This window comes from Streptomyces purpurascens (assembly GCF_045040895.1).
GTDB lineage: Bacteria > Actinomycetota > Actinomycetes > Streptomycetales > Streptomycetaceae > Streptomyces > Streptomyces purpurascens.
This window is the reverse complement of record NZ_CP108341.1, coordinates 3,720,089-3,746,672: the sequence shown is the minus strand read 5'-3', so window position 1 is coordinate 3,746,672 and position 26,584 is coordinate 3,720,089. Positions and strand designations below refer to the sequence as shown.

Sequence of the window (26,584 nt, the reverse complement as noted above, 5' to 3'; positions counted from 1 at the left end):
CATTTGGGCAATCCAGCCCAATTCCGTTCCGGGAATCTCTACCAGCGGTAGGGCGCGTACACGTTCATGCACTTACCGGCGTCCGAGCCGTTGAGCGCGTCCGCGTCACCGGGCAGGTCTCCGGCCTTGGGCGCCGGCTGCTTCGGATACGCCGTACCCGTACGCCAGTCGGCGCCCACGACGACCGTGACGCCGGATACGTCGGTGGACTGCCGCACGGAACTCCGCGGAATGCCGAACGACTTGGCGACGCGCTGGGCATCGCCCGCCAGCTCGGCGCTCGGATAGCGCACGACGCTCCGCTCCTCGGCCAGCGCGCCCGAGGTGTCCGCTGCGGCCTTCGTGAAGCCCTTCCCCACGAGCGACTGGGTGATGGCGCCCGCGCGTCCGCTCACCGGTCCGAGGGTGCTGGAGCGCGTGGCGTTCTGCACCAGGACGCCGATCTCGCCGTCCGCGGCGGCCGGATCCCGGGACGCCTTCTCGGCCTTCTCCGTCTTCTTCGCGCCCGGCTTCCCGCCCTTGCCGTCGAACGGCACGTCGTCGCGGATCATCTCCCAGACCCGGTCGGCGTCGGTGCCGGCCGGGATCAGGTGGTTGGCGTCCTCCGGGTCCGCGGCCGTGGGCAGCGTCGTCATGGTGATGCGGTCCGTCGGCACCGTCTTCAGCTGCGCCCCCAGGTCGTACAGCTTCTTCACCGTGCCGATCTCCTCGGACACGTGCAGCGACTTGGTGGCCGCCTCGGCCAGGTCCGTCAGCCGGCCGGTGTCGGTGAAGACGTTCTGCGACTTGAGCGTGCGGATCATCGAGTTCATGTACATGTGCTGCGCCCTGGCCCGCAGCGGGTCGCTGCCCCAGGCGTGGCGGGTGCGCAGCCACTGCAAGGCCTGCTCGCCCTGGACCTTCGTCCGGCCGGCCTTCAGCTTCAGTCCGGAGCCGCCGGGCACGCGGGGCAGCGGGCGGTCCCACACGTTCTGCTCCACGCACACCTCGACCCCGCCGATGGCGTCGGCCATCTTGACCACGCCCGCGAAGTCGATCGTCATCCAGTGGTCGACGTAGACCCCGGTGAGGTTCTCCCAGGTCGCCAGCGTGCAGCCCGCCCCGCCCCGGGCCAGCGAGGCGTTGATGATCGTGTTGACCGGCGGGTACGTCCGACCGGACTTCGGGTCGGTGCACTTGGGTATGTCGACCCGGGTGTCGCGCGGAATGCTCACCACGGACGCGCTCTCGCGGTCCGCGGCCAGATGGATGAGCATCTGCACATCGCCCCGCGGCGGAGTGCCGCGGTCCTTCCTGGCGCCGCCCAGCTTCACGTTCTCGTCGGAGTTACGGCTGTCGGAGCCGATCAGCAGGATGTTCAGGGGCGTCTGCCCGGCCGCGTTCGGAGCGGCCCGCCGCGCCTTGGAGTCGCCGCTGCTGCGCTGGCCCTTCTCGATGTTGCCGTTCAGGTGCTCGTAGTAGAGGTAACCGGCGCCGGCGGTTCCGAGGACCAGCAGGGAGAGGGTCGTCGCCGACCAGCGCAGGACTCGGCGTCCGCGGCGGGCCCGACGGCCTCGGCGGCGGTCCCGGCCGCCCGGCCCGGTGGATCTGCCCGGGGCCGGCTCACGCGGGACGGCACCCGGTTTCGTCCCCTCCCCATACACACCGCTGCTCCGCGCCATCTGCTTCCCACACCCCCGTGTCACCGGACAAGGCCTGCCGTACGCCCTGTGAGACGTAGGACAGGCCCTTCAGGTCACTCGGCGCACTCGACCTTGTCCGCCGTGGACTTGTCCACGTCCGCCGGCGCCTTGGCCGGGGTGGTCTGGGAAGCGCCCGCGCCCTTGAAGTCCTTGCCGAGGGTCAGGGTCATCGCGGGGACGCCCTGGGCGTTCTCCACGCTCTCGCCGGGCTTCAGCGCGGACCCGGGCAGGCCCATGATGTCGGCGAGGCGGCGGGCCTGGTCGGCCTGGTCGGGGGCGTACTCGAGGGTCGTCTTCGCCAGCTCGGCGGGGGCGTTGCCGGCGTTCTCCGACTTGGTCACGCCCTCCTCGACCTGCAGCCAGCTGAGCGTCTCCTGGGCGCTGCCGGCGACGGCACCGCCGTTCATGATCCGCACCCGCACCTCGGAGGCCGCGGACTTGGTGCCCTTGAGCCGGGCGGCCACCGCGGCCGCTTCCTTCTTCTTCTTGTCCTTGACCGCGGTGAACGAGACGTCGTTCTTGATCATGTCGAAGACCTGCGGGGCCGACGAATCGTTGAGGACGACCGTGGTCGGGACCTTCTCCGCCGGGTTGTCGATCACCGGGGTCGTGGCGAACGTCAGGTTCTTGGTGTTGAGCTTGCCCAGCTCGAGACCGAGGTCCTTCAGCTTGCCGATGCTGGACAGCTGCGAGTCGACGGTCAGCGCCTTGGTGCCCGCCTCGGCCAGATCGAGCATCTTCGAGGGGCTGGTGAGCGTGTCGTTGTCCTTCAGCTTGCGCATCAGCGCGCTCAGGAACTGCTGCTGGAGCCCGATCCGGCTCAGGTCGCCGCCGAAGCCGACCGAGTGCCGCGTACGCACGAAGGCCAGCGCCTGCTCGCCCTCGATCGTGTGGTTGCCCTTCGACAGCTTGAGGTGCGAGTCCGGGTCGTCGATGTCCTTGCCCAGACAGACCTCGACCCCGCCGACCGCGCTGGTCAGCGTCTTGACCGCGTTGAAGTCGGCGACCATGAAGTTGTCCGGCTTGACCCCGGTCAGCTCCGTCACGGTCCGCATCGTGCAGCTGGGGGTTCGGTCGTCCTGGCCGAGGCTGGTGTTGAAGCGGGTCTGCGGCGTGCCCGGGATGACCTTCTGCGACCCGTCCTCCTGCGTGGTCGGGCAGTCCGGGATGTCGACGATCAGGTCCCGGGGGATGCTCAGCGCGGTCGCGTTCGAACGGTCCTTGGAGACATGCAGCAGGATCGTGGTGTCGGCGTGCCCGACACTGCCCGCGTCGCCGTACTTCTCGTTGCCCGCGCCGGTGCGCTTGTCGGTGCCGATCAGCAGGATGTTGATGGCCTTGTCCTTCTCGAAGCCACCGGTGCTCGCGCCGTCGTCGGAGACCGACGCGATGTTGCTGTTCAGGTGCTCGATGTAGAAGTACGCGGCGCCCGCCCCGGCGACCAGCACGAACGCCATCACGCCGCCGGTCCACAGCAGGACCTTCTTGCCCTTCGCGGCCTTCTTGGCGGGCCGGCGCCCACGCCGCCCCGGCAGCGGCTCCTCCGGAGCCGGAGCCCCGCGGCGCCTGCGCGGCGGCGGCACCGCACGACCGGGCGTCTCGGGCCTGGCGCGGCCGGGCGCCGCGGAACGGCCGAGCGGCTGCGTGGAGCCGAGTGCCGACGGGTCCGTGTCGGAGGCCGGTGGTTTGCGGGGCCCGGGGACACCTGACTGCGGTGCGGAAGGGGGCAGTCGCATTTCGTATTCGCCGGTGTTCGGATTGAGCACCCACTGGTCGGCGGGATCGATATCGTCCGCCCGCCCACGGCCTTGCGCGTCCACGGTTGTCTGTTTCCTCCGTCGGGGCACGCGGCGCCTTCCCCTCCAAGGCGCTCGGTCTCGGTCACACAGTGCGCGATCTCAGGACCGTCCTCAGAGCCGGGCGCACCGGGGTCGCTCACACTAACCGCCCAGTTCAGCGTCGAGCGACGACGGTGACGAACTCCACGTCCCTACACCTGGGCAATCCGCCCATTTCCCGGTGAAGAGCGCGTTACCTTGAGGCGGCCTTGGTGTCCGCTTTACTCGCAGGTGTCCTCGGCTGCCGTGTTTCCACGGAACGTGGGTGGAGGAGAAACGGTGACGACGGTTTTCGTGAACGGACCCGGATACGGATCCCCGTACGATCCGTCACGCGATTCGGTGGGCCTCAACGGGGCAGAACCGTGCGGAACGTCCCCCGCGACGACCACCGGCGAGTCCTTACGCAGCCGCTCGAACAGCTTCTCCGCCTCGGGCTCCACGAGTTGGTCGCGATTGGCGTCGTATGCGTACGACTCCCGGGGGACGGTCAGGAATTGCACTTGTTCCATGGGGATGTCGCGCAGGCCGCGCACGAGTTCGTACAAACCGCGCAGGCTGGCAAGATCCGGGTCCGTTGTGAGAGAGGACGTGGCGGCGTCCAGCACGGGATACAGCTTCACCGGATTCAGCAGGACGTCATTGCTGCGCACCTTGTTGACGAGTGCGCCGAGGAATCGCTGCTGCCGCTCCATCCGCTCCGTGTCGCTGCCGTCGCCGAGGGACTTGCGGGCACGGACGTAGCCGAGGGCCTGCTCGCCGTTGAGTGTCACGCGCCCCGCGGGCAGCCTCAGCTTGGCGGCCCGGTCGTCGACCGGCTCCCGCAGGCACACCTCGACACCGTCGACCGCGTCGACCATCTCCTTGAAGCCGTGGAAGTCGACGACGACGTGGTGATCGACGCGGACGTCGGTGAGCTTCTCGACGGTCCGGATGGTGCAGGCCGAACCGCCCAGCGCGAAGGCCTGGTTGAACATCGCGAACCGCGGCGCGCTGCGGGACCCGTCCGGGCGGCGGCAGCCCGGCAGCTCCACCATCAGGTCCCGGGGCAGGGAGACGGCGGTGGCGCTGCTCCGGCCCGCGGACAGGTGCAGCAGGATCGTGGTGTCCGACCGCTCGGTCCCGGAGTCCCGGCCGTAGCGGGCGTTGTCGTCACCCTCGCGCGAGTCCGAGCCGATCAGCAGGACGTTCCGCGCGTCCCTGACCAGCGAGGTGGGCCGCTCCTTCTCGTACCGCGCGAGCTCGGCGGCGGCGGCCTCGTCGGGCGTGATGTTCCCGCTGAGCTTCGCGTACACGGCCCATCCGGCCCCGGCGGCCGCCACGACGAGGGCGGCGATCCCGAACGCCGTGCACCGCACCCACCGCCGACGCCGCCGCCGCGCCAGCCCCCGCCCACTTGCCGAGGCCCCCGCACCCGGCCCGAGCCTCGGCAAGGACCCACCACCGGTGTCGGCCACGACAGGGACCACCCCTCACGTCGTACGAACGTGCCGTGCGCACTGCTCCTACGACTGTGGCGTGGATGGGCGGTGGGGGAGGGGTGGGGATGGGCCGAACGGGGGGCGCTGGCCGCCTGGCCGTGGGCAATCGTGCCGCTGAGGGCGGCACCCGTCCCAGAGAGAGCGGCACCCCGCACCGCCGGGCTGCGGACCCACCCGCCTCCAGCAGCAACGCCCCGCACCAAGAAACGGCCTACCGGGCAAGCGCCGTGACCCGCTCACTCTCCACCCGCTTGTCCAGCACCTCGCCCCCCACCAACTCCAGATTCCGGCACAGCACCACAGACCCTCCCGTGGCCAACGGCCCGTACAACCCCGCGTTCAGCCCTTCCCACGTGTCGTACGGCAACCCCGACAGGATCCGTGAGCCGGGCCCGGTCAGCCCCAGCTCCGTCGCCCCCGCCCGAGCCCGCTCCACAACCTCGGCCCCAGTGAACTCCCGCCCCGCCACGATCAGCGCGGGCTCCTCCGGATCCACGGGCGCGTACGGCACGAACCGGTCCCCCTGCCCCGGCACCTCCACCGCGTAGTCGATGAACCCCTCGGGGGTCTGCGGGAACCGCCCGCCGAGCGGCCGCAGCGCCATCGCGATCCGCGCCCCGGAACACGCCCGGGCCGCCTCCAGCCCGTCCGGCCCGCTCACCACGACATCGGCGGCCCGCGCGTCCCCGGACACGTCCGCGACCACGCCGACCGACGCGCACGCGAGCAGCCACACCGCCGTCTGCCAATGCGCGGGCAGCAGCAGCGCGACCCGGTCCCCGGGCTCGACGGACAGCTCGTCCTGGAGCAGGTTCGCGGTCTTGGCCACCCAATTGGCGAAGGTGGCCACGGACAGTTCGACACGTTCGCCCGTGGCGTCGTCGTAGAAGGTCACCAGGGGGCGTCCCGGATCCGCAGCGAGTGCGGAACCCAGCAGGTCGGCGGGGGTGCGATCGGTGGCGTTCACCCGCGCAAGGGTACGCGGCACGCCGGCCTCCGCCCAACGGCCCGGCCACCGCCCCGCCACGCGTTCACCACCGGTTCGGCCGCATTTCGACCGACAGTCCGTCAAATCCCAAATGGACAGACTTATAGGCCTATGCCAAAGATCAGGGGCATGCGTGGATTCCTTGCTTCCTCGATCGGTGTCACCTGTGCGGCCGCTCTGGCCCTTCCCCTCACTCCGCCCGCCCTCGCGGCGACGGCGAGACCGGTGCCGACCACCGAGGTCGCCACGGCCGCGAGACCCGCGCCCCACGCGGGGGCGCCGGACACGACCATGACCGACCGGCGCGCGGCCGAACCGTCCGCCGCCGGCAGCACCCAGTCCCTCCCCCTCGAACCCCTCACCCGCAGCCGCGCCACCCCCTCCGCCTCAGCCTCTGCCTCCGCCTCGGCCGAACAGGGCCTGTCCCGCCGTGCCGTTCGCCGCTTCTCGCTCGTCGGCGTCATCTGGGACGACCCCCATGCCGAACTGCACGGCCGCGTCCGTGTCCGCACCCGTGCCGCCGGCACCGGCACCTGGTCGGGATGGCAGGACGTGGAGACGCACAACGGCGACCACGCGGCCGACCTGGACACCCCCGAGAGCACCTCGGGCCGCGTCCGCGGCGCCACGGCGCCGCTGTGGGTGGGCGACTCCGACGGCGTGGAACTCCGGGTCCGTTCGGAACTGCAGGGCACCGGCGGCCGCAGCATCGCGGTCGCCGCACCCTCGCTCCCCTCCGGCCTCCGTCTGGAACTCGTCGACCCCGGCGAGGGCGACGAGGCACTCCCCGGCGGCCCCGTGGACAGCCCCCGCACCGGCGGCCTGAACACCGAGGCCTCCGCCGCCACCGACGCCTCCGCCGCCAACGCGGACCTCGCCCCCCTCGGCGCCACCGAGATCACGGCACTGAGCCGCGCGGCGACCGAGCGCGAGTACTACACCCTCCGTGCCGCCGAGGCGGCTCAGCGGCAGCGGGCGAAGCCGTACGTCGGCCCGCGCCCGCGGATCGTCACGCGGCGCGGCTGGGGCGCGAACGAGGGGCTGCGGGAGCGGAAGTTCGTCTACACGAAGAAGGTCAAGGCGGCCTTCGTGCACCACACCGCGAGCGGCAACAAGTACAACTGCTCGCAGTCTCCGTCACTCATCCGCAGTATCTACCGCTACCACGTCAAGAGCATGGGCTGGCGGGACGTCGGCTACAACTTCCTCATCGACAAGTGCGGAAAGATCTACGAGGGCCGCGCGGGAGGCGTGGCGAGGCCGGTCCTCGGCGCCCACACCCTTGGTTTCAACAGCAACAGCATGGGCATCGCCGTCCTCGGATCGTACGGATCCAAGAAGCCGTCGTCCGCCGCCGTCAAGGCCATCGCCCGGGTCACGGCGTGGAAGCTGGGCCTGTACCGGATGAATCCGCGGGGAAAGACCTACCTGAAGTCGGCTGGCAGCAATCTCTACCGCAAAGGTAAGAAGGTACGACTGAACGTGATCTCCGGTCACCGGGACGGCTTCAAGACGGCCTGCCCGGGACGGAAGCTCTACGGCAAGCTCGGCTCGGCCCGCTCCACGGCGGCCCGCTACCAGGGCCGCTGAGAACGGAGGGCCGGAATGCCGCACGGCCAGCGAAGGCGCCACGGAACGGTCTGCATACACTGACCGGCCGAAAGACAGTTCGGCCGGTCCCGGCAGGAAGCAGAGACGACACGTGACAGAAGCGATCCTCCTGGTCGGCGGCAAGGGCACCCGGCTGCGCCCGCTCACGGTGCACACGCCCAAGCCCATGGTCCCGGCGGCCGGGGTGCCCTTCCTCACGCACCAGCTGGCGAGAGCGAGAGCGGCGGGCGTCGAGCACATCGTCCTGGCCACGTCCTATCTGGCCGAGGTCTTCGAGCCGTACTTCGGTGACGGATCCGCGCTGGGCCTGCACCTGGAGTACGTGACGGAGGAGGAGCCCCTCGGCACGGGCGGCGCCATCCGCAACGTCGCCTCCCGGCTGCGCTCCGGCCCCGACGACCCGGTCCTGATCTTCAACGGCGACATCCTGACGGGTCTGGACATCCGGGCCCTGGTGGACACCCACGAGTCGACGGGCGCGGACGTCTCCCTGCACCTCACGAAGGTCACGGACCCGCGTGCCTACGGCCTGGTCCCCACGGACGACACGGGCAGGGTCCTGGCGTTCCTGGAGAAGCCGCAGACCCCCGAGGAGATCGTCACCGACCAGATCAACGCGGGGGCGTACGTGTTCCGCCGCTCGGTCATCGACACGATCCCGCTGGGCCGGCCGGTGTCGGTGGAACGGGAGACCTTCCCCGACCTCCTCTCCGCCGGAGCCCACCTTCAGGGCATGGTCGACTCGACGTACTGGCTGGACCTCGGCACCCCGGCGGCGTTCGTCCGGGGCTCGGCGGACCTGGTCCTAGGCCGGGCCCCGTCGCCCGCCGTCCCCGGCCGCTGCGGCGACCGCCTGGTGCTGCCGACGGCGACGGTCGCGGCCGACGCGAAGCTGTCCGGCGGCACGGTGGTGGGGGAGGGCGCCTTCGTCGCCGAGGGCGCACGGGTCTTCGGCAGCACGATCATGCCGGGCGCCGTGATCGAACCCGGCGCGGTCGTCACCGACTCCCTCATAGGCGCACGGGCCCGAGTCGGCGAACGCTCCGTCCTCACCGGCACGGTCATAGGCGACGGCGCGACCATCGGCCCCGACAACGAACTCCTGGAGGGCACCCGCATCTGGTGCGACGCCCAAATCCCAGCAGGAGCGGTCCGCTTCTCGTCGGACCAGTAGGGCTTAGGGCGGAGCCGAGCTGCGGGCATGCGTGCCTCCCCCAGTGCCTTAAGGGCCTGGGAGGTGCCCCCAGGGCGGCGCGGGTGGGCGGTGGGGGTCCCCCCGCTCGAGCGAAGCCGAGAGTGGGGGAGGCACCCCGCTCCGCCGGGCTGCGCACCCACCCGCCCTCAGCACCGACGCAGGGCACCGAGCAACGGGCAGTGCATCACAACCCCCCGATATCCCACCGAGGCATCTTCGGCGCCCTACGCCCCGGCACCCTCCCACTCAGCAAAATCAACCGAGCCGCCCGATGCCGCTGCCCCGCATACGGCTCCAGCAACTCCAGCATCACGGAGTCATCCGCATCCCGATCCCCGGCCAACGCCCACCCCACGATCCGCGGCAGATGCAGATCCCCCACCGTCACCTCATCCGCCGCCCCATGACTCCGCTGCACCGTCTCCGCCGACGTCCACGGCCCGACCCCCGGCACGACCTCCAGCCGCGCCCGAGCCGCCCCCGGCTCCATCCCGGCCGCCTCCTCCAACCGCCCGGCCAGCCGAACCGCACGCAGAATCGTCGACGCCCGCTTGTTGTCGACCCCGGCCCGATGCCACTCCCACGACGGAATCAACGCCCACGTCCGAGGCCCCGGCATCACATGCATCGGCCCGGGCACGGGCCCCGGCGCCGGCTCCCCGAACTTCCGCACCAGCAACCGCCACGCCCGATACGCCTCATCGGTCGTGACCTTCTGCTCGAGAATCGACGGAATCAGCGACTCCAGCACCAGCCCGCTCCGCGTCAGCCGCAGCCCCGGCCGCCGATGCCGGGTCAACGCCACCAGCCGGTGCCGCGGCACGAACGCGGACGGATCATCCGCGGCCCCGAGCAGCTCCGGCAACCGCTCCAGCAGCCACTCGGCCCCGGGCCCCCAGGCCTCCCCGCGCACCCCACCGCCGGACGCGCGCACCCGTAGCGTCCCGGGCCCGGCGGGAGTGAGAGCGGTCCGCCACACCGACCTGTCCGGCGTCGCCCGGAACGTCGGATCACCCGGCCCGCGCCGCAGCGGCCCGAGCACCAGACCGAGATCCAGCGGCCCGTCCGGCACCCAGTCGCGCACCCGCCCCGGCCCCGCCGCCTGCCGGGGCACGCCCGCGCCCACGGCGACATGGCCGCCGCGCACCGTCGTACGCGTGGGCCGGGGAGTGAACCGTCCTGCCATGAACAAGGCCCCTGAACGAAGTCGCCGGCATGACTCACCGGGAAGGATGAGAGGAGCAGCCCTACGAGCGTAGACGCCGCCCCGCCCCGGTCACCGCACCTCGATGAACGCCCCCGCGTCCCGCTCCGGCCGCGGTCGCGGTTCCTCCGCCGGATGCCCGACCGCCACGGCGCCCATGGGGTCCCAGTCCGCCGGCAGCTCCAGCACCTCGCGCACCACGTCCCGGCAGAACATCGTCGACGACACCCACGCCGACCCCAGCCGCTCCCCGGCCAGCGCGACCAGGAAGTTCTGCACGCCGGCGCCCGAGGCGACCACGAACATCTCCCGCTCGGCGCCGTCCCGCCGCGGATCGCCGTAGGTGTGCGAGCCGTCCATGACCAGGCAGGGGACGACGAGGTACGGAGCGTTCCGCAGGACGTCGCCGCGCCGCACCCGCTTGGCGATGGACTCCTCCGTCTTGCCGTCCCGCCGCAGATCGGCGATCCAGGCGTCCCGCATGGCGTCGAGCAGCCGCGTCCGCGACTCCTCGGACTCCAGCAGCACGAACCGCCACGGAGTGGTGTGGTGCGGCGCCGGAGCCGTCACGGCCGCGGCCACCGCCCGCCGTACGGCACCGGGGTCGACGGGCTCGTCCGTGAAGGCCCGGACCGTACGCCGCTGGGTCACCGCCAGCCGTACCGCCTCCGACGTGCCGAGCCGGAACATGTCGTCGCGCGCGCCACGCACGATGGCCCGCGCCCCCTCTTCGTCGTCGCCCCCCGCGACCAGGTCCGGGAGCCCGCGTACGACGGCGACGGGCAGCCCGGCGGCCTTGCCCTTGACCAGGTCGCCGGCGGCGGCGAGTTCGTCGGCCGTGGCGACGACGGTGGCGCTGAGCGGATTGCCGTACGCGTCCGTGCCCCCGCGCAGATCGTCGAGTACGCGCACCCCGGCGGCGCCGATCGCGACGTCCGTGAGCCCCGCGCGCCAGGGCCGCCCGAACGTGTCGGTGACGACGACACCGACCTCGACGCCGAGGGCGTCGCGCAGTCCGTCACGGATCGCGCGGGCGGACGCGTCCGGGTCCTCGGGCAGCAACAGCACGGTCCCGGAGGGGGTGTTGGACGCGTCGACCCCGGCCGCGGCCATGACCAGGCCCTGCCGGTTCTCGACGATCCGGAGGGCGCCGCGCCGGGCCACCACCCGTACCGTCTCCGCGTCGATGGCCGCCTCGCGGTCGGCCGCCTGGACGATGCGGCCCTCCGCCTTGGACACGATCTTCGACGTGACGAGCAGTACGTCCCCGTCAGCCAGACCGGGCTCGGCGGCCGCGATCAGCTTGGCCAGATCGTCCCCGGCCGCGACCTCGGGCAGCCCGGCCACGGCCCACACCCGGTATCCGTCGCCGCCCCGCCGCCGGTCCGAGACCTCCTCGCTCAAGCTCCCCGCACCTCCTCCGCCAGCGCCAGCGCCTCCTGGGCCATCCGCGCGGTCGCGTCGGTGTCGGTCATCATCAGCGGCACGGCCCGGCAGCGCACCCCGGCCGCCTCGACCTGCTCCACCACGCCCGCGTCCACCGTGTCCACGAGCCAGCCGTCCAGCAGGCCCGAGCCGTAGTGCTCGGCCACCGCCGCCGCGGTCGACTCGACGCCCACGGCGGCCAGCACCTTGTCGGCCATGCCCCGCACGGGCGCGTCGCCGACGATGGGGGACAGGCCGATCACCGGGACTCCGGCGTCGGCGATCGCCTCCCGGATGCCGGGCACGGCGAGGATCGTGCCGATCGACACGACCGGGTTGGACGGCGGGAAGAGGATCACGTCCGCCTCGGCGATGGCCTCCAGGACCCCCGGAGCGGGCTTCGCCTGGTCGGCGCCCACCGGCACGATCGCCTCGGCGGGCACCGAGGCGCGCAGCCGCACCCAGTACTCCTGGAAGTGGATCGCCTTGCGCTCGCCGTCGATCTCGACCGCCACGTGGGTCTCGACGCGGTCGTCGGACATCGGGATCAGCCGCACACCCGGCTTCCAGCGCTCGCACAGCGCCTCCGTCACCGCGCTCAGCGGGAACCCGGCGCCGATCATCTGCGTCCGCACGATGTGCGTGGCGAAGTCCCGGTCGCCCAGGCCGAACCACTCGGGACCGACGCCGTACGCCGCGAGCTCCTCCTTGAGGTGGAAGGTCTCGTCGGCACGCCCCCAGCCCTGCTCCTCGTTGATGCCGCCGCCGAGCGTGTACATCACCGTGTCGAGGTCCGGGCAGACCTTCAGCCCGAAGAGGTGGATGTCGTCCCCGGTGTTGCCGATGACCGTGACGTCCGCGTCCGGGACGGCCCGCTTCAGACCACGCAGGAACCGGGCACCACCGATGCCGCCTGCCAGAACCACAATGCGCATGGGAGCCAGTCTTGCAGGCGGCTACGACAACCGGTCGGCGGCTACGACAACCGGTCAGGCAGTGAGGGCGCCCGGCTCGGTACGGGCCGCCTCGCAGTGCGGGGAGGTGTGCATCGGCATCTGCGTCAGCCCCGGGTAGTAGACGTGCAAACTCACCGCCGACTCGAGTGCGTCATTCACTACCTCGTGTACATACCCCGGCGCGAACACGCGCTGCGCGCCCGCCCGCAACGCGCGCGTGCCCCGCTCCGTGCGCTCCGTCAGCGTGCCGTCCAGCACGGTCAGCACACCGGAGGAGCGGCCGTGGTCGTGCAGCCCGCTGCCCTGCCCGGGCACCCAGGACAGCAGCCACACCTCGTAGCCCGGGCCGGTGCGCAGCCGGTGGTACCAGCGGCTGGCCGCGTCGTAGCGGACGAGGTGCTCCCACTGGGAGCGGTCGGCGGCGATGGAGCGGGCGAGTCCGACGAACTCGGCGACGGTGGCCGGGTGCTCGCGCTCCACCTGGAGCAGGTGCGGGACCTCGAGGATGTCGCCGGCGATCTGGAGGTCGCTGTCGCTGTTCATGGGTGCGGTGGTTCCTCAGTGAAAGTGGGTCAGAGGGAACGGGAGCCGAGGGACTGGTGGCTCGGCCTTCAGCTGGAGCGGGTGTGGCTCAACAGCTGGAACAGCAACAGCTACAGCGAGCGTGGGCAGCACCGTGGGACCCGGCGGGGCGGGTCGAGGTGAGTGCCAAGTTCGCGAGCATGCCCACTAGGACACCGGGTCACACCTCCACTGTCAACTCGGCACCCGGTATGTGGGACGAGGTTCACCTCATCCGGTCGTTCGCTCAGATGAAAGGTTTGTTCATGTGCCGGCCCGGACACATGGCGTCCATCCGGGCACACAAACCTCGTTGCGCACTCGTGATCAGACTGTGATCAGATTCGCTTCGACGTGCGTGCCGGAACGAGATCGAACTCCTGGGCGTCCTTCCTCGTACAGGTCCGTACGGGGCCCGGGTGACGGTGGGGCCTCACGTGGGCTCCGTCTGCGTGTCAAGGTTTATGCCGATTTGAACACTTTCCGCACGGCCTTGGTTCCGCAGAGTGAATAAGGGGCTCAATAGCAGATCTCGGCTTGACTCGCCCGGAGCAGCACACTTGTAATTTCACTCGTGTCGTTCAGCCGCAATCGGTAACGGCTACATCACGGGGACGCGGAAAAGAACAGACGAGGGGCGCACATGACCGAGCTGGTGCAGCAACTGCTGGTCGACGACGCGGACGAGGAACTCGGCTGGCAGGAGCGCGCGCTGTGCGCCCAGACCGACCCCGAGTCCTTCTTCCCCGAGAAGGGCGGCTCGACCCGGGAGGCCAAGAAGGTCTGTCTCTCCTGCGAGGTCCGCTCCGAATGCCTCGAGTACGCCCTCGCCAACGACGAGCGCTTCGGCATCTGGGGCGGCCTGTCCGAGCGGGAGCGCCGCCGGCTGAAGAAGGCCGCGGTCTGACCGGACCCTGGTTCGCGAACGGCCCGTCGCAGGTGGGTTGTCCACAGGCGGCGGGCCGCCTTGCCCGCCCGTCTCCCGGCCTCCACCCCTCATCGAGGCGCTGCGCGCCGCCCCTGTTGGACTGCCGATAGTGTGGGCGCTCGTCCGAGACGCCCCGCGGCCCCCACCGGTCGCAGGCGTCCACCGCAGTCCACCGAACCGGGGCCCGTACCTCGATGTCCGTGCACAGCCACCCGGCAGCTCATCACGACACCGCTGCCACAGCCGTGTTTGACCCGGCCCACCCGCCCGAGTTCCCGCGTCATGTGGTGACCGCGGTCCTCGTCTCCCACGACGGCGCCCGCTGGCTGCCCGACGCGCTCTCCGGGCTGCTCGGCCAGGAGCGACCCGTCCAGTACGCGATGGGGGCCGACACCGGCAGCGCGGACGCCTCCGCCCAGCTGGTCGCCGACGCGCTCGGCGCCGACCGGGTGCTGCACCTCGCCCGCCGTACCGGCTTCGGCCAGGCCGTCGAGGAGTGCGGCCGCAGCGCCCCGGTCCTCACCCCGGAGCAGCTGCCGTACCTGAAGCGGCCCAGCGGCTGGGACCCGGTCACGCGCTCGTGGCGCGACGACGCCTACGACATGCCCGAGCTCCCGCACGGTGAGCCGGTGCAGTGGCTGTGGCTGCTGCACGACGACTGCGCCCCGGAACCCGACGCCCTGGCCCAGCTGCTGCGCGTCGTGGACAACGAGTACGAGCTGGGCCGCGAGGACGTGGCCGTCGTGGGCCCCAAGCTCCGCGGCTGGTACGACCGGCGGCAGCTGCTGGAGGTCGGCGTCTCCATCGCCAACTCCGGCCGCCGCTGGACCGGCCTGGACCGCCGGGAGCAGGACCAGGGCCAGCACGACCACGTCCGGACCGTGCTGTCGGTGTCCACCGCCGGCATGCTCGTCCGCCGCGACATCTTCGAACAGCTCGGCGGCTTCGACCGGCACCTGCCCCTCATGCGCGACGACCTCGACCTGTGCTGGCGCGCGCACGCCGCGGGCCACCGCGTGCTGATCGCCCCGGAAGCCGTCGTCCGGCACGCCGAGGCGGCCTCGCGGGAGCGCCGCACCGTCGACTGCGTGGGCCGCACCTCCGCCTCCCCGCACAAGGTCGACAAGGCCGGCGCCGTCTACAGCCTGCTCGTCAACACACGTACGGCCGTGCTCCCCTGGGTGCTGCTGCGCGTCGTGCTCGGCACCCTCCTGCGGACCGTCGCCTACCTCGTCGGCAAGGTCCCCGGACAGGCCGTCGACGAGATCCGCGGCCTCATGGGCACCCTGCTGCGACCCGAGCGGATCCTCGCCGGGCGGCGCCGCAGAGGCACCCCCCAGGTCGACAAGGGCGAGCTGCGGCCGCTGTTCCCGCCGCCCGGCGCGACCATCCGCATGACCGTCGAGCAGGTCGCGGGCAACCTCGTCGGCAGCTCAGACCCCGAGGCCGCCGCCGGTGCCGGACGGCACGGCGGTGCCGTCGAGTCGGGCCCTGGCGGCGACGACGCGGACTTCCTGCAGATCGAGCAGTTCGCCCGGCTCAAGCGCATCGCGCGCAAGCCCGGCCCGGTGCTCTTCCTCGTCCTGCTGCTCGTCTCCCTGCTCGCCTGCCGTGAACTCCTCGGCGGCGGCGCGCTCACGGGCGGTGCCCTGCTGCCCGCCCCGGCCGACTCCTCCGCACTGTGGGCGCGCTACCTGGACGCCTGGCACCCGGTCGGCGCCGGAGGCACCTCCTCCGCGCCGCCGTACGTCGCGCTCGTGGCGATGCTGGCGTCCCTGCTGTTCGGCTCGACCGGCCTCGCCGTCACCGTCCTGCTCGTCTGCTCGGTGCCGCTGGCCGGTGTCGCCGCCTACTTCGCCTCCCGCCCGCTGGTCGAGTCCCGGCTGCTGCGCGCGTGGGCGGCCGTCGTCTACGCGTTCCTGCCCGCCGCCACCGGCGCTCTCGCCGGCGGCCGTCTCGGCACCGCCGTCCTGGCCGTGCTGCTGCCGCTCATCGCCCGCGCGGGCATCGCGGCCGCCGGCCTGGCGAACCCGGCGGGCGCGCGGGGCAGTTGGCGCGCCACCTGGGCGTACGCACTGCTGCTGACCATCACCACATCGTTCACCCCGATCGTGTGGCCCGTCGCGCTGATCCTCGGGGTGGGGCTGCTGGCCGTACGCCGGACGGACCTCACGGCGTACGGGCCGCGGTTCCTCGCCCAGCTCGGCACGCCGCTGCTGGTCCTCGCGCCCTGGTCGCTGTCGCTGCTCCCGTTCGGCTTCTTCCGCCAGGCCGGCCTGGAGTACGGAGCCGCCTCCGCCTCCGCCCTCGACCTGCTCGGCGCCAGCCCGGGCGGCCCCGGCACCGTCAGCGGCCTGATGCTCATCGGCATCGTGCTGGCCGCGCTCGCCGCCCTGCTGCGCTCGGAACGCCAGTCGGGCATCCGGACGGCCTGGGCGGTCGCCCTGGTGGGCTTCGTCTTCGCGGCCCTGTCCAACGGCTCCACCTGGGCCGGCCCCGCGACCCTCGTCTACGGCATCGCCCTCCTGGCGGCCGCCGCGCTCGGCGCCGACGGGGCACGGGCGCGCGTGGCCGAGCAGAGCTTCGGCTGGCGCCAGCCGGTCGCCGTGCTGATCGCCTTCGCCTCGGCCGCGGGCCCGCTGCTCGTCGCCGCCGGCTGGATGATCCGCGGCGCCGACGGGCCGCTGGAGCGGCGCGACCCGACACAGGTCCCCGCGTTCGTCGCCGAGGAGAGCGGCAGCCGCGACCAGGCCCGCACCCTCGTCCTCGACAGCGACTCCGGCGCCCACGTCGGCTACATGCTCGTGCGCGGCTCCGGCGCCCGCCTCGGCGACGGCGAGGTCGCCGCGGCCGACGGCGAGAACAGCAGGCTCGACAAGGTCGTCGCCAACCTCGTCGCCGGCTCCGGCGCCGACCAGGCCGACCAGCTCGGCGGCTTCGCCGTGCGCTACGTCCTCGTCCACCAGGGCGCGCCCCGCGAGGTCACCCGCGTCCTGGACGCCACACCCGGCCTGACCCGGCTCAGCCAGCAGAGTGGCGGCGCGCTGTGGCGCATCGACCGGGAGGTCGCGCGCGCCGCCATCGTCCCCGCCTCCGGATCCGGCACTCCGGAGCCCGTCGCCGCCGGGCCCGTCGACATCCACACCACCATCCCGACCGGCGCCGACGGGCGCGTGCTGCGCCTCGCGGACACCGCCGCCGACGGCTGGACCGCCACGCTGGACGGCAAGCCGCTGACCCGCACCACGGTCGACGGCTGGGCCCAGGGCTTCGAACTCCCCGCCACCGGCGGCACGCTGGACGTCACCTACGAGGACCCGATCGGCCACACCCTGTGGCTGTGGACGCAGGGCCTGCTCGCCGTCGTCCTCGTGGTGCTCGCCCTGCCCGGCCGGCGCCGCGACGTCGACGACGACATGCCCGAGGAGCCGGTCGTCCCGGCCCAGGCGGTCGCCGGCGAGGGCCGCCGCGCCCGCCGCCTGCGCGCCCAGGCCGAGGCCGAGGCCGAGCCCCCGACCGAAGGAGCGGCCGGGCCCGGGGAGTTCCCGCCCCCGCCGCCCCAGCAGCCGCCGGCGGCAGTGCCGCAGCAGCAGAATCACGGTCAGTGGGACGCGGCGGGCTACCCGGCCGGCGGCGAGTACGCGGGCTACGGCGACCAGTACCAGGCCGCTCCGTACCCGGCGGACGCCTACGGCGGGCAGTACCAGGCGGATCCGTACCAGGGCGGCCAGTACGACCCGTACACGTACGGCGGACCGCCCCAGGCGCCGTCGTACGACCAGGCGGACTACGACCAGACCTACACCCAGGGCTACAACGCGCCGTACGACCCTGCGCAGGAGCAGCACCACCCCCACGGCACGGGCAGTGAGCGTCCCGACGGGAGCCAGCAGTGAACCGCACCACCCTGTCCCTGATCGCCGGCGTGACCGCGCTCGCCGCCGTCACCGGATTCGCCGCGCTGTCCGCCCCGGACGCCCCGGGCGCGGACGCCACCGCCAAGGCGGCGGCCCAACTGCCCGTGGAGCGCACGAGCCTGCTGTGCCCGTCACCCAGCACGTCCGACCTCGCCGAGACGTCCTACACGTCCTTCACGCCCGTCACGAAGGGCACGGACAGCGGCGGCAAGGCCGAACTCCAGGCGGCGGCCGAGGCGTCGGCGGACGGCTCGGGCCCGGGCGGTGACAAGGACAAGGGCGACGGGAAGTCAGGCAAGGACAAGGCTGAGAAGCCCGTGCTGACCCCCAAGGAGCCCGGCAAGCCGGTCACCGGGGACAGCTCGGGTTCCGACGCGCCGGCACTCGTCGGGACCGCCGACGGCAGGTTCGCGCCCGGCTGGACCGTCCAGGAGACCACCGAGGTCGCCGCCGGGACCGGGCGCGGCCTTCAGGGCGTCAACTGCACGGCTCCGGACACGAGTTTCTGGTTCCCGGGCGCCAGCACCGCGGCCGACCGCACCGACTACGTCCACCTGACGAACCCCGACGGCTCGGCCGCCGTGGTCGACGTCGAGCTCTACGGCAAGGACGGCTCCCTGAAGTCCACGGTGGGGGAGGGCATCACCGTCCAGCCGCACTCCAGCGAGCCGGTCCTGCTGTCCACGCTCACGGACGAGGAGCAGACCAACCTCACCGTGCACGTCAACGTCCGCAGCGGACGCGTCGGCGCTTCCGTGCAGGCCCTGGACGACAAGCTCGGCGGCGACTGGCTGGCCGCGTCCACGGACCCGTCGGGCAGCCTGGTCCTGCCCGGCATCCCCAAGGACGCCACCTCCGTGCGCCTGGTCGCCTTCACCCCCGGCGACGCCGACGCGGACCTGAAGGTGCGCCTCGCCTCCCCCTCAGGGCTGATCACCCCGGCCGGGCACGAGACGGTGCACGTCAAGGGCGGCATGACGAGCGCCGTCGACCTCGGCGACGTCACACGCGGCGAGGCGGGCTCCCTGGTGCTGACGCCGACGGACCGGTCCGTGCCGGTCGTGGCGGCCCTGCGGGTCGTACGGGGCAAGGGCGACAAGCAGGAGACGGCGTTCATCCCGGCCACCCGCCCGATCGGCACGCGCGCCACGTCCGCGGACAACAGCGCCAAGGGCAGCACCCTGTCCCTGACCGCCCCCGGCCGTGCCGCCACGGTCAAGGTCACCGCCTCGGCGGGCAGCGAGGGCGGCACCCCGGTGTCGAAGACGTACACGATCAAGGCCGGCACGACCCAGGACATCGAGCCCCCGGCCCCCGGCGGCCTGAAGGGCACGTACGCGCTCACGGTCGAGCCGGTCTCCGGCGGCCCGCTCTACGGCGCCCGCACCCTTGCGGCGAACGAGAGCGGCGTCCCCGCCTTCACCGTGCAGACACTCCCCGACGACCGGGGGACGGTGGCGGTACCGGAGGCGGACGAGGACCTGTCGGTGCTGCAGAAGTATTAGGAGCGGGGGAGGGGGACGTACGCGGCCCCCGACTCAGCCCTGTTCCTCGCCGTACCGCGGATCCACCGTCTCCGGCGTCAGCCCCAGCAGCTCGGCGACCTGCTCGACGACGACCTCGTGCACCAGCGCCGCCCGCTCGTCGCGCCCCTTGGTGCGGATCTCGACCGGTCGCCGGTAGACCACCACACGCGCGGGGTGCCCCTCGCGCGCGCTGATCGTGCCGCCGAGCGGAACCGCCTCGTCGTTCCACGCCTCGCCGGGCCCGTCGAGGCGCGGGACCTCCAGGACCAGGAAATCGATGTCGGCGAGCTGCGGCCACCGCCGCTCCAGACGCTCCACGGAGTCCTGCACCAGATCCGCGAACGCCTCCGCGCGGCTCGCGGCGAGCGGCACCTGCGGCGGTGCGATCGGGCCGCGCATGCCCCGGCCGTGGCGATCACGACGGCGGGGCCCGGGGGCGGCGGCACGGGGCGTTACGGGCTTGTCCATCACTGCTGAAGGGTAGTCCCCGCCACGCGCGTGTGCCCGGCACCGCGCGGCTGCACTGACCGCTTCCGGCCGACCCGCGTGGCATGTCGTTACATGACCATTCCAGCCAAGGTTGGGCTTGATTCCGTATCCCGCCGAGACCGGCGACGTCACGGCAATTGAGGATTTTGTGACGACTCTTGACCGCTTGCGGGCTCGTCCGACACCCCGGCCGACGGTGTCCGGGCAGGTCAGCCGGGTGTGCCGACAGGGGTGTGTGGGGCGTTTCACAACGCGACACGGTGGAGTGACCTGATGGAGAGTCGTCGCGGCCCGCTCAAGAGTGCGGTACCGTCCAACATCGTGAGCCCTGTACGTCGCTGTTCGCGCACCGCCTGCGGCCGTCCCGCCGTCGCGACGCTGACGTACGTCTACGCCGACTCGACCGCGGTCCTCGGCCCGCTCGCCACCTACGCCGAACCCCACTGCTACGACCTGTGCGCCGAGCACTCCGAGCGCCTCACCGCGCCGCGCGGCTGGGAGGTCGTCCGGCTCCTCGACGGCTCGGCCCCGGCCCGCCCCAGCGGCGACGACCTGGAAGCCCTTGCCAACGCCGTGCGCGAGGCGGCCCGCCCCCAGGAGCGGGCGGCCGGGGCCGGTGGCGGAGGGCGTGCGGCCGACCCGATGGAGGTCGCGCGGCGAGGTCATCTGCGGGTCCTGCGATCCCCCGACAACTGAGCGCCCCGTTCGGCTGCTGTCTCGCGCACACCCATTGACGCGAGCTTGGCGCGGACATGACCATTCCGTTTGAGGATGCGAGAAATCGCTTTCACATGACGGAAACCGGGGAGGCGCCCGTTGTACGTCCAGGAACTGGAACCCGTCGCCGGCTCACTGGGCGTGTCCGCCCTCGTGGCCGCCCTGCCCCTCGTGATCGTCCTGGTCCTGCTCGGCGGCGTACGCCTGAAGGCGCATCTGGCAGGCCTGACCGGCCTCCTCGCCGCCGTGCTCGTCGCCTGGCTCGCGTACGGCATGCCCCTCGGCCAGACCCTCTCCAGCGCCGCCCAGGGCGCCGTCTTCGGCCTCTTCCCCATCCTGTGGATCGTCGTCAACGCCCTGTGGGTGTACCGGATGACCGTCCACACCCGGCACTTCGACATCCTGCGCCGGTCCTTCGGGCGGCTGTCCGACGACCCGCGCATCCAGGCGCTCGTCATCGCGTTCTGCTTCGGGGCGCTGCTGGAGGCACTCGCCGGCTTCGGGGCGCCCGTCGCGATCAGCGCGGTCATGCTGGTCGCCCTCGGCTTCGAACCGGTGCGCGCCGCCGTCGTCGCCCTGGTCGCCAACACCGCGCCCGTGGCCTTCGGCGCGATGGGCACACCGGTCGTCACCCTCGCCCAGGTCACCGGACTGCCGCTGGACTCCGTGGCCTCCGTGGTGGGCCGTCAGACGCCGCTGCTGGCCCTCGTGGTGCCCCTGGTGCTGGTCTGGCTCGTGGACGGCCGGCGCGGGCTGCGCGAGACCTGGGTGCCCGCCCTGGCATGCGGAGTCGCCTTCGCCGTCGCCCAGTTCGCCGCATCCAACTACGTCTCCGCCCAACTCGCCGACATCGGCGCCGCCCTGGCAGGCGCGGGCGCCCTGGTCGCCGTACCGCACGCGCGCGTGCCCGCTGCCGAGTCCGTACGCGCCTCCGTGCTGACCGGCGCCCGCAGCGAGGAACTCGACCAGGAGGACGCGCCCCGCGAAGTCCTGCGCGCCTACGCCCCCTACGCGCTGATCGTCGTGATCTTCTCCGTCGCGCAGATCCCGGCCGTCAAGGACTGGCTGGCCAGGACCACCCAGACCTACGACTGGCCCTTCCTGAACGTGGCCGGGCCGGACGGCGACCCGGTCAGCGGCAACGTCTTCACCTGGCCGATCGTGTCGACCGGCGGCACGCTGGTGCTCCTCGCCGGCATCTGCACGGCCGCCGTCATCGGGGTGCACACGCGCGTGGCGGTCAGGGAATGGCTCGCGACCGTCCACGAGCTGCGCTTCGCGATCCTGACGGTGACCTCCGTACTGGCGCTCGCCTACGTCATGAACCTCTCCGGCCAGGCCGCGACGATCGGCCACTTCGTCGCGGCGGCCGGAGCCGGACTGGCGTTCCTCTCACCCGTCCTCGGCTGGTTCGGAGTCGCCGTGACCGGATCCGACACCTCGGCCAACGCCCTCTTCGGTGCCCTCCAGGTGACCGCCGCCCGCGAATCGGGACTCTCCCCCGACCTGCTGGCCGCCGCCAACAGCTCCGGCGGTGTCCTCGGCAAGATGATCTCCCCGCAGAACCTCACCATCGCCTGCGCGGCCGTCGGACTCGCGGGCCGGGAGGGCGACTTGCTGCGCAAGGTACTGCCCTGGAGCCTGGGCCTGCTGCTGGTCATGTGCCTGATCGTCGTCGGCCAGAGCACACCGGTCCTGGGCTGGATGCTGCCCTGACCTGAGAGGACGCCCGGGCGTCCACTCGGCGTCCGCCCAGCGCGCTGTCAGCGGGCGAGGGTAGTTTGGGCCGACCGACAGTACTTTTCCAGGGAAGGTTGGCCGTGGCTGCTGATCTGTCGCAGGTCGTGAAGGCGTACGACGTACGCGGAGTCGTCCCGGACCAGTGGGACGAGTCCCTGGCCGAGCTCTTCGGGGCGGCCTTCGTCCGGGTCACCGGTGCGAGCGCCATCGCGACCGGGCACGACATGCGTCCCTCCTCGCCGGGCCTGTCGCGTGCCTTCGCGCGCGGGGCCGCCGCGCAGGGCGCCGACGTGACGGAGATCGGCCTGTGCTCGACGGACCAGCTGTACTACGCCTCGGGCGCGCTCAACCTGCCGGGCGCCATGTTCACCGCCTCCCACAACCCGGCGCAGTACAACGGCATCAAGCTGTGCCGCGCGGGCGCCGCCCCGGTCGGCCAGGACACCGGCCTCGCGGAGATCCGCGAACTCGTCGAGGGCTGGAGCGAGTCGGGCGCCCCGGAGCCGGCCGCGAAGACGGGCACGATCACCGGCCGCGAAACGTTGTCGGACTACGCGGCGCACCTGCTCTCGCTGGTCGACCTGGCCTCCGTCCGCCCCCTGAAGGCCGTCGTCGACGCGGGCAACGGCATGGGCGGCCACACGGTCCCCGAGGTCTTCGCCGGCCTGCCGGTGACCCTGGTCCCGATGTACTTCGAGCTCGACGGCACCTTCCCCAACCACGAGGCCAACCCCCTCGACCCGGCCAACCTCGTCGACCTGCGGAAGCGCGTCCGCGAGGAGGGCGCCGACCTGGGTCTCGCCTTCGACGGCGACGCCGACCGCTGCTTCGTCGTCGACGAGCGCGGCGAGCCGGTCTCCCCGTCCGCGATCACCGCGCTGGTCGCCTCCAGGGAACTGGCCAGGCATGGCGGCAAGGGCACGATCATCCACAACCTGATCACGTCCTGGTCGGTCCCCGAGGTGGTCAAGGAGAACGGCGGCACCCCGGTCCGCACCCGCGTGGGCCACTCCTTCATCAAGGCGGAGATGGCCAGGTCGGGAGCGATCTTCGGCGGTGAGCACTCCGCGCACTACTACTTCCGCGACTTCTGGAACGCCGACACGGGCATGCTGGCCGCCCTCCACGTCCTGGCGGCCCTGGGCGGCCAGGCAGGCCCCCTCTCCGCCCTCGTCTCCCAGTACGACCGCTACGCGGGCTCCGGCGAGATCAACTCCACGGTCACCGACCAGGCGGCCCGCCTCGCCGCGATCCGCTCCGCGTACGAGACCCGCGAGGGCATCGAACTGGACGAGCTCGACGGCCTCACGGTCTCCGCCGCCGACTGGTGGTTCAACGTCCGCCCCTCCAACACGGAGCCGCTGCTGCGCCTGAACGCGGAGGCGAGGGACCCGGAGACGATGGCCCGGGTGAGGGACGAGGCGCTGGCGATCATCAGGGGCTGACGGGACCGCCGGCGAAGCTTCCCGCCCCTCCGCCCCACCTTCACCGGCGGTACCCTGACCAGGCACATCCGCAGCACTCCGACCCCTGGAAGAGAAGCCATATGCCCCTCGAATCCGGCCTCCTGGACATCCTCGCCTGCCCGGCCTGTCACGCCCCGCTCAAGGAGCAGGACACCGAACTGATCTGCACCGATCAGAGCTGCGCCCTGGCCTACCCCGTCCGCGACGGCATCCCCGTCCTCCTGGTCGACGAGGCCCGCCGCCCCGCGTAGGACACGCGGGCGGACACACCCGCGTGAGCCCCGGTGCACATGGCTCCCGGCACAACGGGCACCGAGGTAGGACGACACCCCATAAAGGACCCCGGCGATCGGAGGCTGCCGCCCCATGCTCGACGAATCGCTGCTCGACTCCCCTGAACGCCTCGCGGAGGCCGACCACCGCAACCTGCTCCGCGGCGCCGCGGAAGCCGGCGCGCGCGTCCGCACGGCCGCCCGCCACGCCGCCGAGGCGGGCATCAACGACCTCAAGCCCGACGGCCGCCCCCGCGGCGTCCTCATCGCCGGCCCGGGCGCCGCCGCCACCCACGCGGCCGACCTCCTCGGCACACTCGCCGGCGCCGGCAGCCCGGTCACCCGCCTGGCCCCCACCGGCGTCGCCCCCGCCGCGGGCGCCCTGCGCTGGGAACTGCCCGGCTGGGTCGGCTCCGTGGACCTCCTCCTGATCACCACCCCGGACGGGACCGAACCGGGCCTGTCCCTCCTCGCCGAGCAGGCCTACCGCCGTGGCTGCACCGTCGTCGCCGTAGCCCCCAGCAGGTCCCCGCTCGCCGACGCCGTGAACGGCTCGCACGGCCTGTTCGTCCCCATGGCGACCGCCCCGTACGACCAGGACGAGCCCTTCGCCGCGTCCGCCCCCGGCGTCCTGTGGGCCCTGCTCACCCCGCTCCTCGCGCTCCTGGACCGTGCCGGAGTGCTCACCGCCCCGCCGGACGCCCTCGGCAAGGTCGCCGACCGCCTCGACCGCATCGCCGAACGCTGCGGCCCCGCCATCGCGACGTACAGCAACGCCGCCAAGACCCTGGCCGCCGAACTCGCCGACGCGCTCCCCCTCGTCTGGACCGAGGGCGTCTCGGCCGGACCGGCGGGCCGCCGTTTCGCCGCCGCCCTGGCCGAACTGTCCGGCACCCCGGCGGTCGTCGCCGAACTCCCCGAGGCCCTCGCCGCACACAGCGCCCTGCTCGCGGGCCCGCTGGCCGCCAGCGCAGACCCCGACGACTTCTTCCGCGACCGCGTCGAGGAACCACCCGCCCTCCACGCGCGCGTGGTGCTGCTCCGCGACCGCCCCATCGGCGGCCTCACCGCCGCCCCCGGCGCCCGCGACCTGGCCCTCAGCCACGACACCCCGATCAGCGAACTGGAACCGGAGGCGGGCGACGAACTGGAGACCCTCGCGGAACTGATCGCCATCACGGATTTCGCCGCCGTTTACCTGGCGCTCGCCTCGAGGGCCTGATCATGCCCGGGACACCCTGACGCCCACGCGGCAGCCGCCCGGGAGCAGCAGGCGTACGTACGCACTCACAGGACACGCGGAGAGATCCCCATGGACCGCCTCGACAACACCATCCGCCCCTACGCCTGGGGTTCCCCGACCGCCATCCCCGGCCTGCTCGGCGTCGAACCGACCGGCGAGCCGCAGGCGGAGATGTGGATGGGAGCCCACCCGGGCGCACCCTCGCGCACCGGACGGGGCACGCTCGTCGAGGTCGTCGACGCCGGCCCCGAGAAGGAACTCGGACCGGCCGCCGTAGCCAAGTTCGGCCCCCGCCTGCCCTTCCTCCTCAAGATCCTCGCCGCCGGCGCCCCGCTCTCCCTCCAGGTCCACCCCGACCTGGCGCAGGCGAAGGAGGGCTTCGCGGACGAGGAGCGGCGCGGCATCCCCGTGGACGCCCCGCACCGCAACTACAAGGACGCCAACCACAAGCCCGAACTGATCTGCGCGCTCACCGAGTTCGACGGCCTGTGCGGCTTCCGTGACCCGCTCGAGGCCGCCGGCCTGCTCGACGACCTCGGCGTCGACTCCCTCAAGCCGTACGTCGACCTGCTGCACGCCCACCCCGAGGACGCGGCCCTGCGCGAGGTCCTCACAGCGATCCTCACGGCCGACCCCGACGAGATGTCCCGGACAGTCGAGGAAGCGGCCGCCGCCTGCGACCGCCTCGGCGGCGCCTACGCCCCCTACGCCGACATCGCCCACCACTACCCGGGCGACCCCGGCGTCATCGCCGCGATGCTGCTCAACCACGTCCGGCTCCAGCCCGGCGAGGCCCTCTACCTCGGCGCCGGCGTCCCGCACGCCTACCTCCAGGGCCTCGGCGTGGAGATCATGGCCAACTCCGACAACGTCCTGCGCTGCGGCCTCACCCCCAAGCACGTCGACGTCCCCGAACTCCTGCGCATCGTCCACTTCCGCGCCGGCGACCCCGGCGTCCTGCGCCCCGAGGCCTCCCCGGACGGCGAAGAGGTCTACGAGACCCCGATCGACGAGTTCCGCCTCTCCCGCTACGTCCTGCCCGAGGCCGGCACCACCCACGACCTCACCCGCCCGACCCCGCAGATCCTGCTCTGCACGGCCGGCTCCGTCCGGGCGGGCGAGCACGAGCTGACGCCGGGCCGGTCCGTCTTCGTCCCGGCCGGCGAAAAGGCCGAAGTGTCCGGAACCGGCACGGTCTTCCGGGCCACGGTCATCGCCTGACCTCCCCAGACGGTGACCTGGCGCGCTCCTGCCGGAGCGGGCTGCAACAATGGCCCACCGTCAAGCACGGGCAAAGCCACGGGCGACGCACCAAGGCGAGCACCCGGGCCCTGAAACGGCGTAC

Annotated in this window: 20 protein-coding genes; 11 read left to right on the top strand and 9 right to left on the bottom strand. The window is 72.4% G+C overall.

The window, feature by feature from the left end; translation table 11 throughout:
• Window positions 1–38 precede the first annotated feature (38 nt).
• The 4 genes from OHU35_RS16900 to OHU35_RS16885 all read right to left on the bottom strand — a co-directional run bounded on the left by OHU35_RS16900 (window position 39) and on the right by OHU35_RS16885 (window position 5,968).
• Window positions 39–1,661: an LCP family protein gene (locus OHU35_RS16900; RefSeq protein ID WP_405505803.1), complete on the bottom strand. Its 1,623-nt coding sequence runs from the start codon at window positions 1,659–1,661 to the stop codon at window positions 39–41.
• Window positions 1,662–1,735: 74 nt separating this feature from the next.
• The gene (locus OHU35_RS16895) at window positions 1,736–3,502 is read right to left on the bottom strand and encodes an LCP family protein (RefSeq protein WP_189726721.1); all 1,767 of its coding nucleotides are present in this window, start codon (window positions 3,500–3,502) and stop codon (window positions 1,736–1,738) included.
• 239 nt (window positions 3,503–3,741) lie between these two features.
• Window positions 3,742–4,977, bottom strand: a complete 1,236-nt coding sequence (locus tag OHU35_RS16890; RefSeq protein WP_405505800.1) for an LCP family protein — start codon at window positions 4,975–4,977, stop codon at window positions 3,742–3,744.
• A 235-nt stretch (window positions 4,978–5,212) separates the two neighbouring features.
• Complete coding sequence (locus OHU35_RS16885) at window positions 5,213–5,968, bottom strand: TIGR03089 family protein (protein WP_405505799.1); 756 nt, start codon at window positions 5,966–5,968, stop codon at window positions 5,213–5,215.
• Between the two features lie 150 nt (window positions 5,969–6,118).
• Here OHU35_RS16885 and OHU35_RS16880 point away from each other — a divergent pair, with 150 nt between their 5' ends.
• Both OHU35_RS16880 and OHU35_RS16875 read left to right on the top strand, forming a co-directional pair.
• On the top strand, window positions 6,119–7,579 hold the full coding sequence (locus OHU35_RS16880; protein ID WP_405505797.1) for a peptidoglycan recognition protein: 1,461 nt from the start codon (window positions 6,119–6,121) through the stop codon (window positions 7,577–7,579).
• Window positions 7,580–7,691: 112 nt separating this feature from the next.
• A complete protein-coding gene (locus tag OHU35_RS16875) occupies window positions 7,692–8,774 on the top strand; it encodes an NDP-sugar synthase (protein WP_189726717.1) in 1,083 nt (360 codons plus the stop codon).
• 205 nt (window positions 8,775–8,979) lie between these two features.
• On the opposite strand, the gene OHU35_RS16870 is transcribed toward OHU35_RS16875, so the two are convergent.
• The 4 genes from OHU35_RS16870 to OHU35_RS16855 all read right to left on the bottom strand — a co-directional run bounded on the left by OHU35_RS16870 (window position 8,980) and on the right by OHU35_RS16855 (window position 12,923).
• Window positions 8,980–9,981 carry a DNA-3-methyladenine glycosylase gene (locus OHU35_RS16870; protein WP_189726716.1) on the bottom strand — a complete coding sequence of 334 codons (1,002 nt, stop codon included), beginning with the start codon at window positions 9,979–9,981 and terminating at the stop codon, window positions 8,980–8,982.
• Between the two features lie 90 nt (window positions 9,982–10,071).
• Window positions 10,072–11,403, bottom strand: a complete 1,332-nt coding sequence (locus OHU35_RS16865; RefSeq protein WP_189726715.1) for a coenzyme F420-0:L-glutamate ligase — start codon at window positions 11,401–11,403, stop codon at window positions 10,072–10,074.
• On the bottom strand, window positions 11,400–12,359 hold the full coding sequence (gene cofD, locus OHU35_RS16860) for a 2-phospho-L-lactate transferase (protein WP_359893802.1): 960 nt from the start codon (window positions 12,357–12,359) through the stop codon (window positions 11,400–11,402). The genes OHU35_RS16865 and cofD overlap by 4 nt, the downstream gene beginning before the upstream one ends.
• A gap of 54 nt (window positions 12,360–12,413) precedes the next feature.
• Complete coding sequence (locus tag OHU35_RS16855; RefSeq protein WP_189726713.1) at window positions 12,414–12,923, bottom strand: cysteine dioxygenase family protein; 510 nt, start codon at window positions 12,921–12,923, stop codon at window positions 12,414–12,416.
• A 661-nt stretch (window positions 12,924–13,584) separates the two neighbouring features.
• On the opposite strand from OHU35_RS16855, the gene OHU35_RS16850 reads away from it, so the two are divergent.
• From OHU35_RS16850 to OHU35_RS16840, 3 genes are all read left to right on the top strand, one after another.
• Window positions 13,585–13,848, top strand: coding sequence for a WhiB family transcriptional regulator (locus OHU35_RS16850; protein ID WP_003990679.1), 264 nt, complete (start codon window positions 13,585–13,587; stop codon window positions 13,846–13,848).
• 215 nt (window positions 13,849–14,063) lie between these two features.
• Window positions 14,064–17,765 (top strand): glycosyltransferase family 2 protein, encoded by a 3,702-nt coding sequence (locus OHU35_RS16845; protein WP_405505795.1) that lies wholly within the window; start codon window positions 14,064–14,066, stop codon window positions 17,763–17,765.
• On the top strand, window positions 17,762–19,291 hold the full coding sequence (locus tag OHU35_RS16840) for a DUF5719 family protein (protein WP_405505793.1): 1,530 nt from the start codon (window positions 17,762–17,764) through the stop codon (window positions 19,289–19,291). The genes OHU35_RS16845 and OHU35_RS16840 overlap by 4 nt, the downstream gene beginning before the upstream one ends.
• 33 nt (window positions 19,292–19,324) lie before the next feature.
• Here the strand turns inward: OHU35_RS16840 and OHU35_RS16835 are convergent, their stop codons facing one another.
• Complete coding sequence (locus OHU35_RS16835; protein ID WP_189726710.1) at window positions 19,325–19,780, bottom strand: metallopeptidase family protein; 456 nt, start codon at window positions 19,778–19,780, stop codon at window positions 19,325–19,327.
• 294 nt (window positions 19,781–20,074) lie between these two features.
• Here OHU35_RS16835 and OHU35_RS16830 point away from each other — a divergent pair, with 294 nt between their 5' ends.
• The 6 genes from OHU35_RS16830 (at window position 20,075) to manA (ending at window position 26,460) form a co-directional block, all read left to right on the top strand.
• A complete protein-coding gene (locus OHU35_RS16830; protein WP_189726709.1) occupies window positions 20,075–20,497 on the top strand; it encodes a DUF3499 domain-containing protein in 423 nt (140 codons plus the stop codon).
• Between the two features lie 120 nt (window positions 20,498–20,617).
• Window positions 20,618–22,234 carry an L-lactate permease gene (locus tag OHU35_RS16825; protein WP_189726708.1) on the top strand — a complete coding sequence of 539 codons (1,617 nt, stop codon included), beginning with the start codon at window positions 20,618–20,620 and terminating at the stop codon, window positions 22,232–22,234.
• 104 nt (window positions 22,235–22,338) lie between these two features.
• Window positions 22,339–23,703: a phosphomannomutase/phosphoglucomutase gene (locus tag OHU35_RS16820; protein WP_405505791.1), complete on the top strand. Its 1,365-nt coding sequence runs from the start codon at window positions 22,339–22,341 to the stop codon at window positions 23,701–23,703.
• Window positions 23,704–23,804: 101 nt separating this feature from the next.
• Complete coding sequence (locus OHU35_RS16815) at window positions 23,805–23,975, top strand: Trm112 family protein (RefSeq protein ID WP_184598287.1); 171 nt, start codon at window positions 23,805–23,807, stop codon at window positions 23,973–23,975.
• Window positions 23,976–24,090: 115 nt separating this feature from the next.
• The gene (locus tag OHU35_RS16810; protein ID WP_359893809.1) at window positions 24,091–25,218 is read left to right on the top strand and encodes an SIS domain-containing protein; all 1,128 of its coding nucleotides are present in this window, start codon (window positions 24,091–24,093) and stop codon (window positions 25,216–25,218) included.
• 90 nt (window positions 25,219–25,308) lie between these two features.
• Window positions 25,309–26,460 (top strand): mannose-6-phosphate isomerase, class I, encoded by a 1,152-nt coding sequence (manA, locus tag OHU35_RS16805; RefSeq protein ID WP_189726705.1) that lies wholly within the window; start codon window positions 25,309–25,311, stop codon window positions 26,458–26,460.
• The last annotated feature ends 124 nt before the right edge of the window (window positions 26,461–26,584 follow it).

Bases quoted from the DNA above. Each gene is read 5' to 3' on its own strand.
- OHU35_RS16835 (WP_189726710.1), bottom strand. From the start codon at position 19,780: ATGGACAAGCCCGTAACGCCCCGTGCCGCCGCCCCCGGGCCCCGCCGT.
- cofD (WP_359893802.1), bottom strand. From the start codon at position 12,359: ATGCGCATTGTGGTTCTGGCAGGCGGCATCGGTGGTGCCCGGTTCCTG.
- OHU35_RS16880 (WP_405505797.1), top strand. From the start codon at position 6,119: ATGCGTGGATTCCTTGCTTCCTCGATCGGTGTCACCTGTGCGGCCGCT.
- OHU35_RS16855 (WP_189726713.1), bottom strand. From the start codon at position 12,923: ATGAACAGCGACAGCGACCTCCAGATCGCCGGCGACATCCTCGAGGTC.
- OHU35_RS16850 (WP_003990679.1), top strand. From the start codon at position 13,585: ATGACCGAGCTGGTGCAGCAACTGCTGGTCGACGACGCGGACGAGGAA.
- OHU35_RS16900 (WP_405505803.1), bottom strand. From the start codon at position 1,661: ATGGCGCGGAGCAGCGGTGTGTATGGGGAGGGGACGAAACCGGGTGCC.
- OHU35_RS16815 (WP_184598287.1), top strand. From the start codon at position 23,805: ATGCCCCTCGAATCCGGCCTCCTGGACATCCTCGCCTGCCCGGCCTGT.
- OHU35_RS16870 (WP_189726716.1), bottom strand. From the start codon at position 9,981: ATGGCAGGACGGTTCACTCCCCGGCCCACGCGTACGACGGTGCGCGGC.
- OHU35_RS16810 (WP_359893809.1), top strand. From the start codon at position 24,091: ATGCTCGACGAATCGCTGCTCGACTCCCCTGAACGCCTCGCGGAGGCC.
- OHU35_RS16830 (WP_189726709.1), top strand. From the start codon at position 20,075: ATGGAGAGTCGTCGCGGCCCGCTCAAGAGTGCGGTACCGTCCAACATC.
- manA (WP_189726705.1), top strand. From the start codon at position 25,309: ATGGACCGCCTCGACAACACCATCCGCCCCTACGCCTGGGGTTCCCCG.
- OHU35_RS16845 (WP_405505795.1), top strand. From the start codon at position 14,064: ATGTCCGTGCACAGCCACCCGGCAGCTCATCACGACACCGCTGCCACA.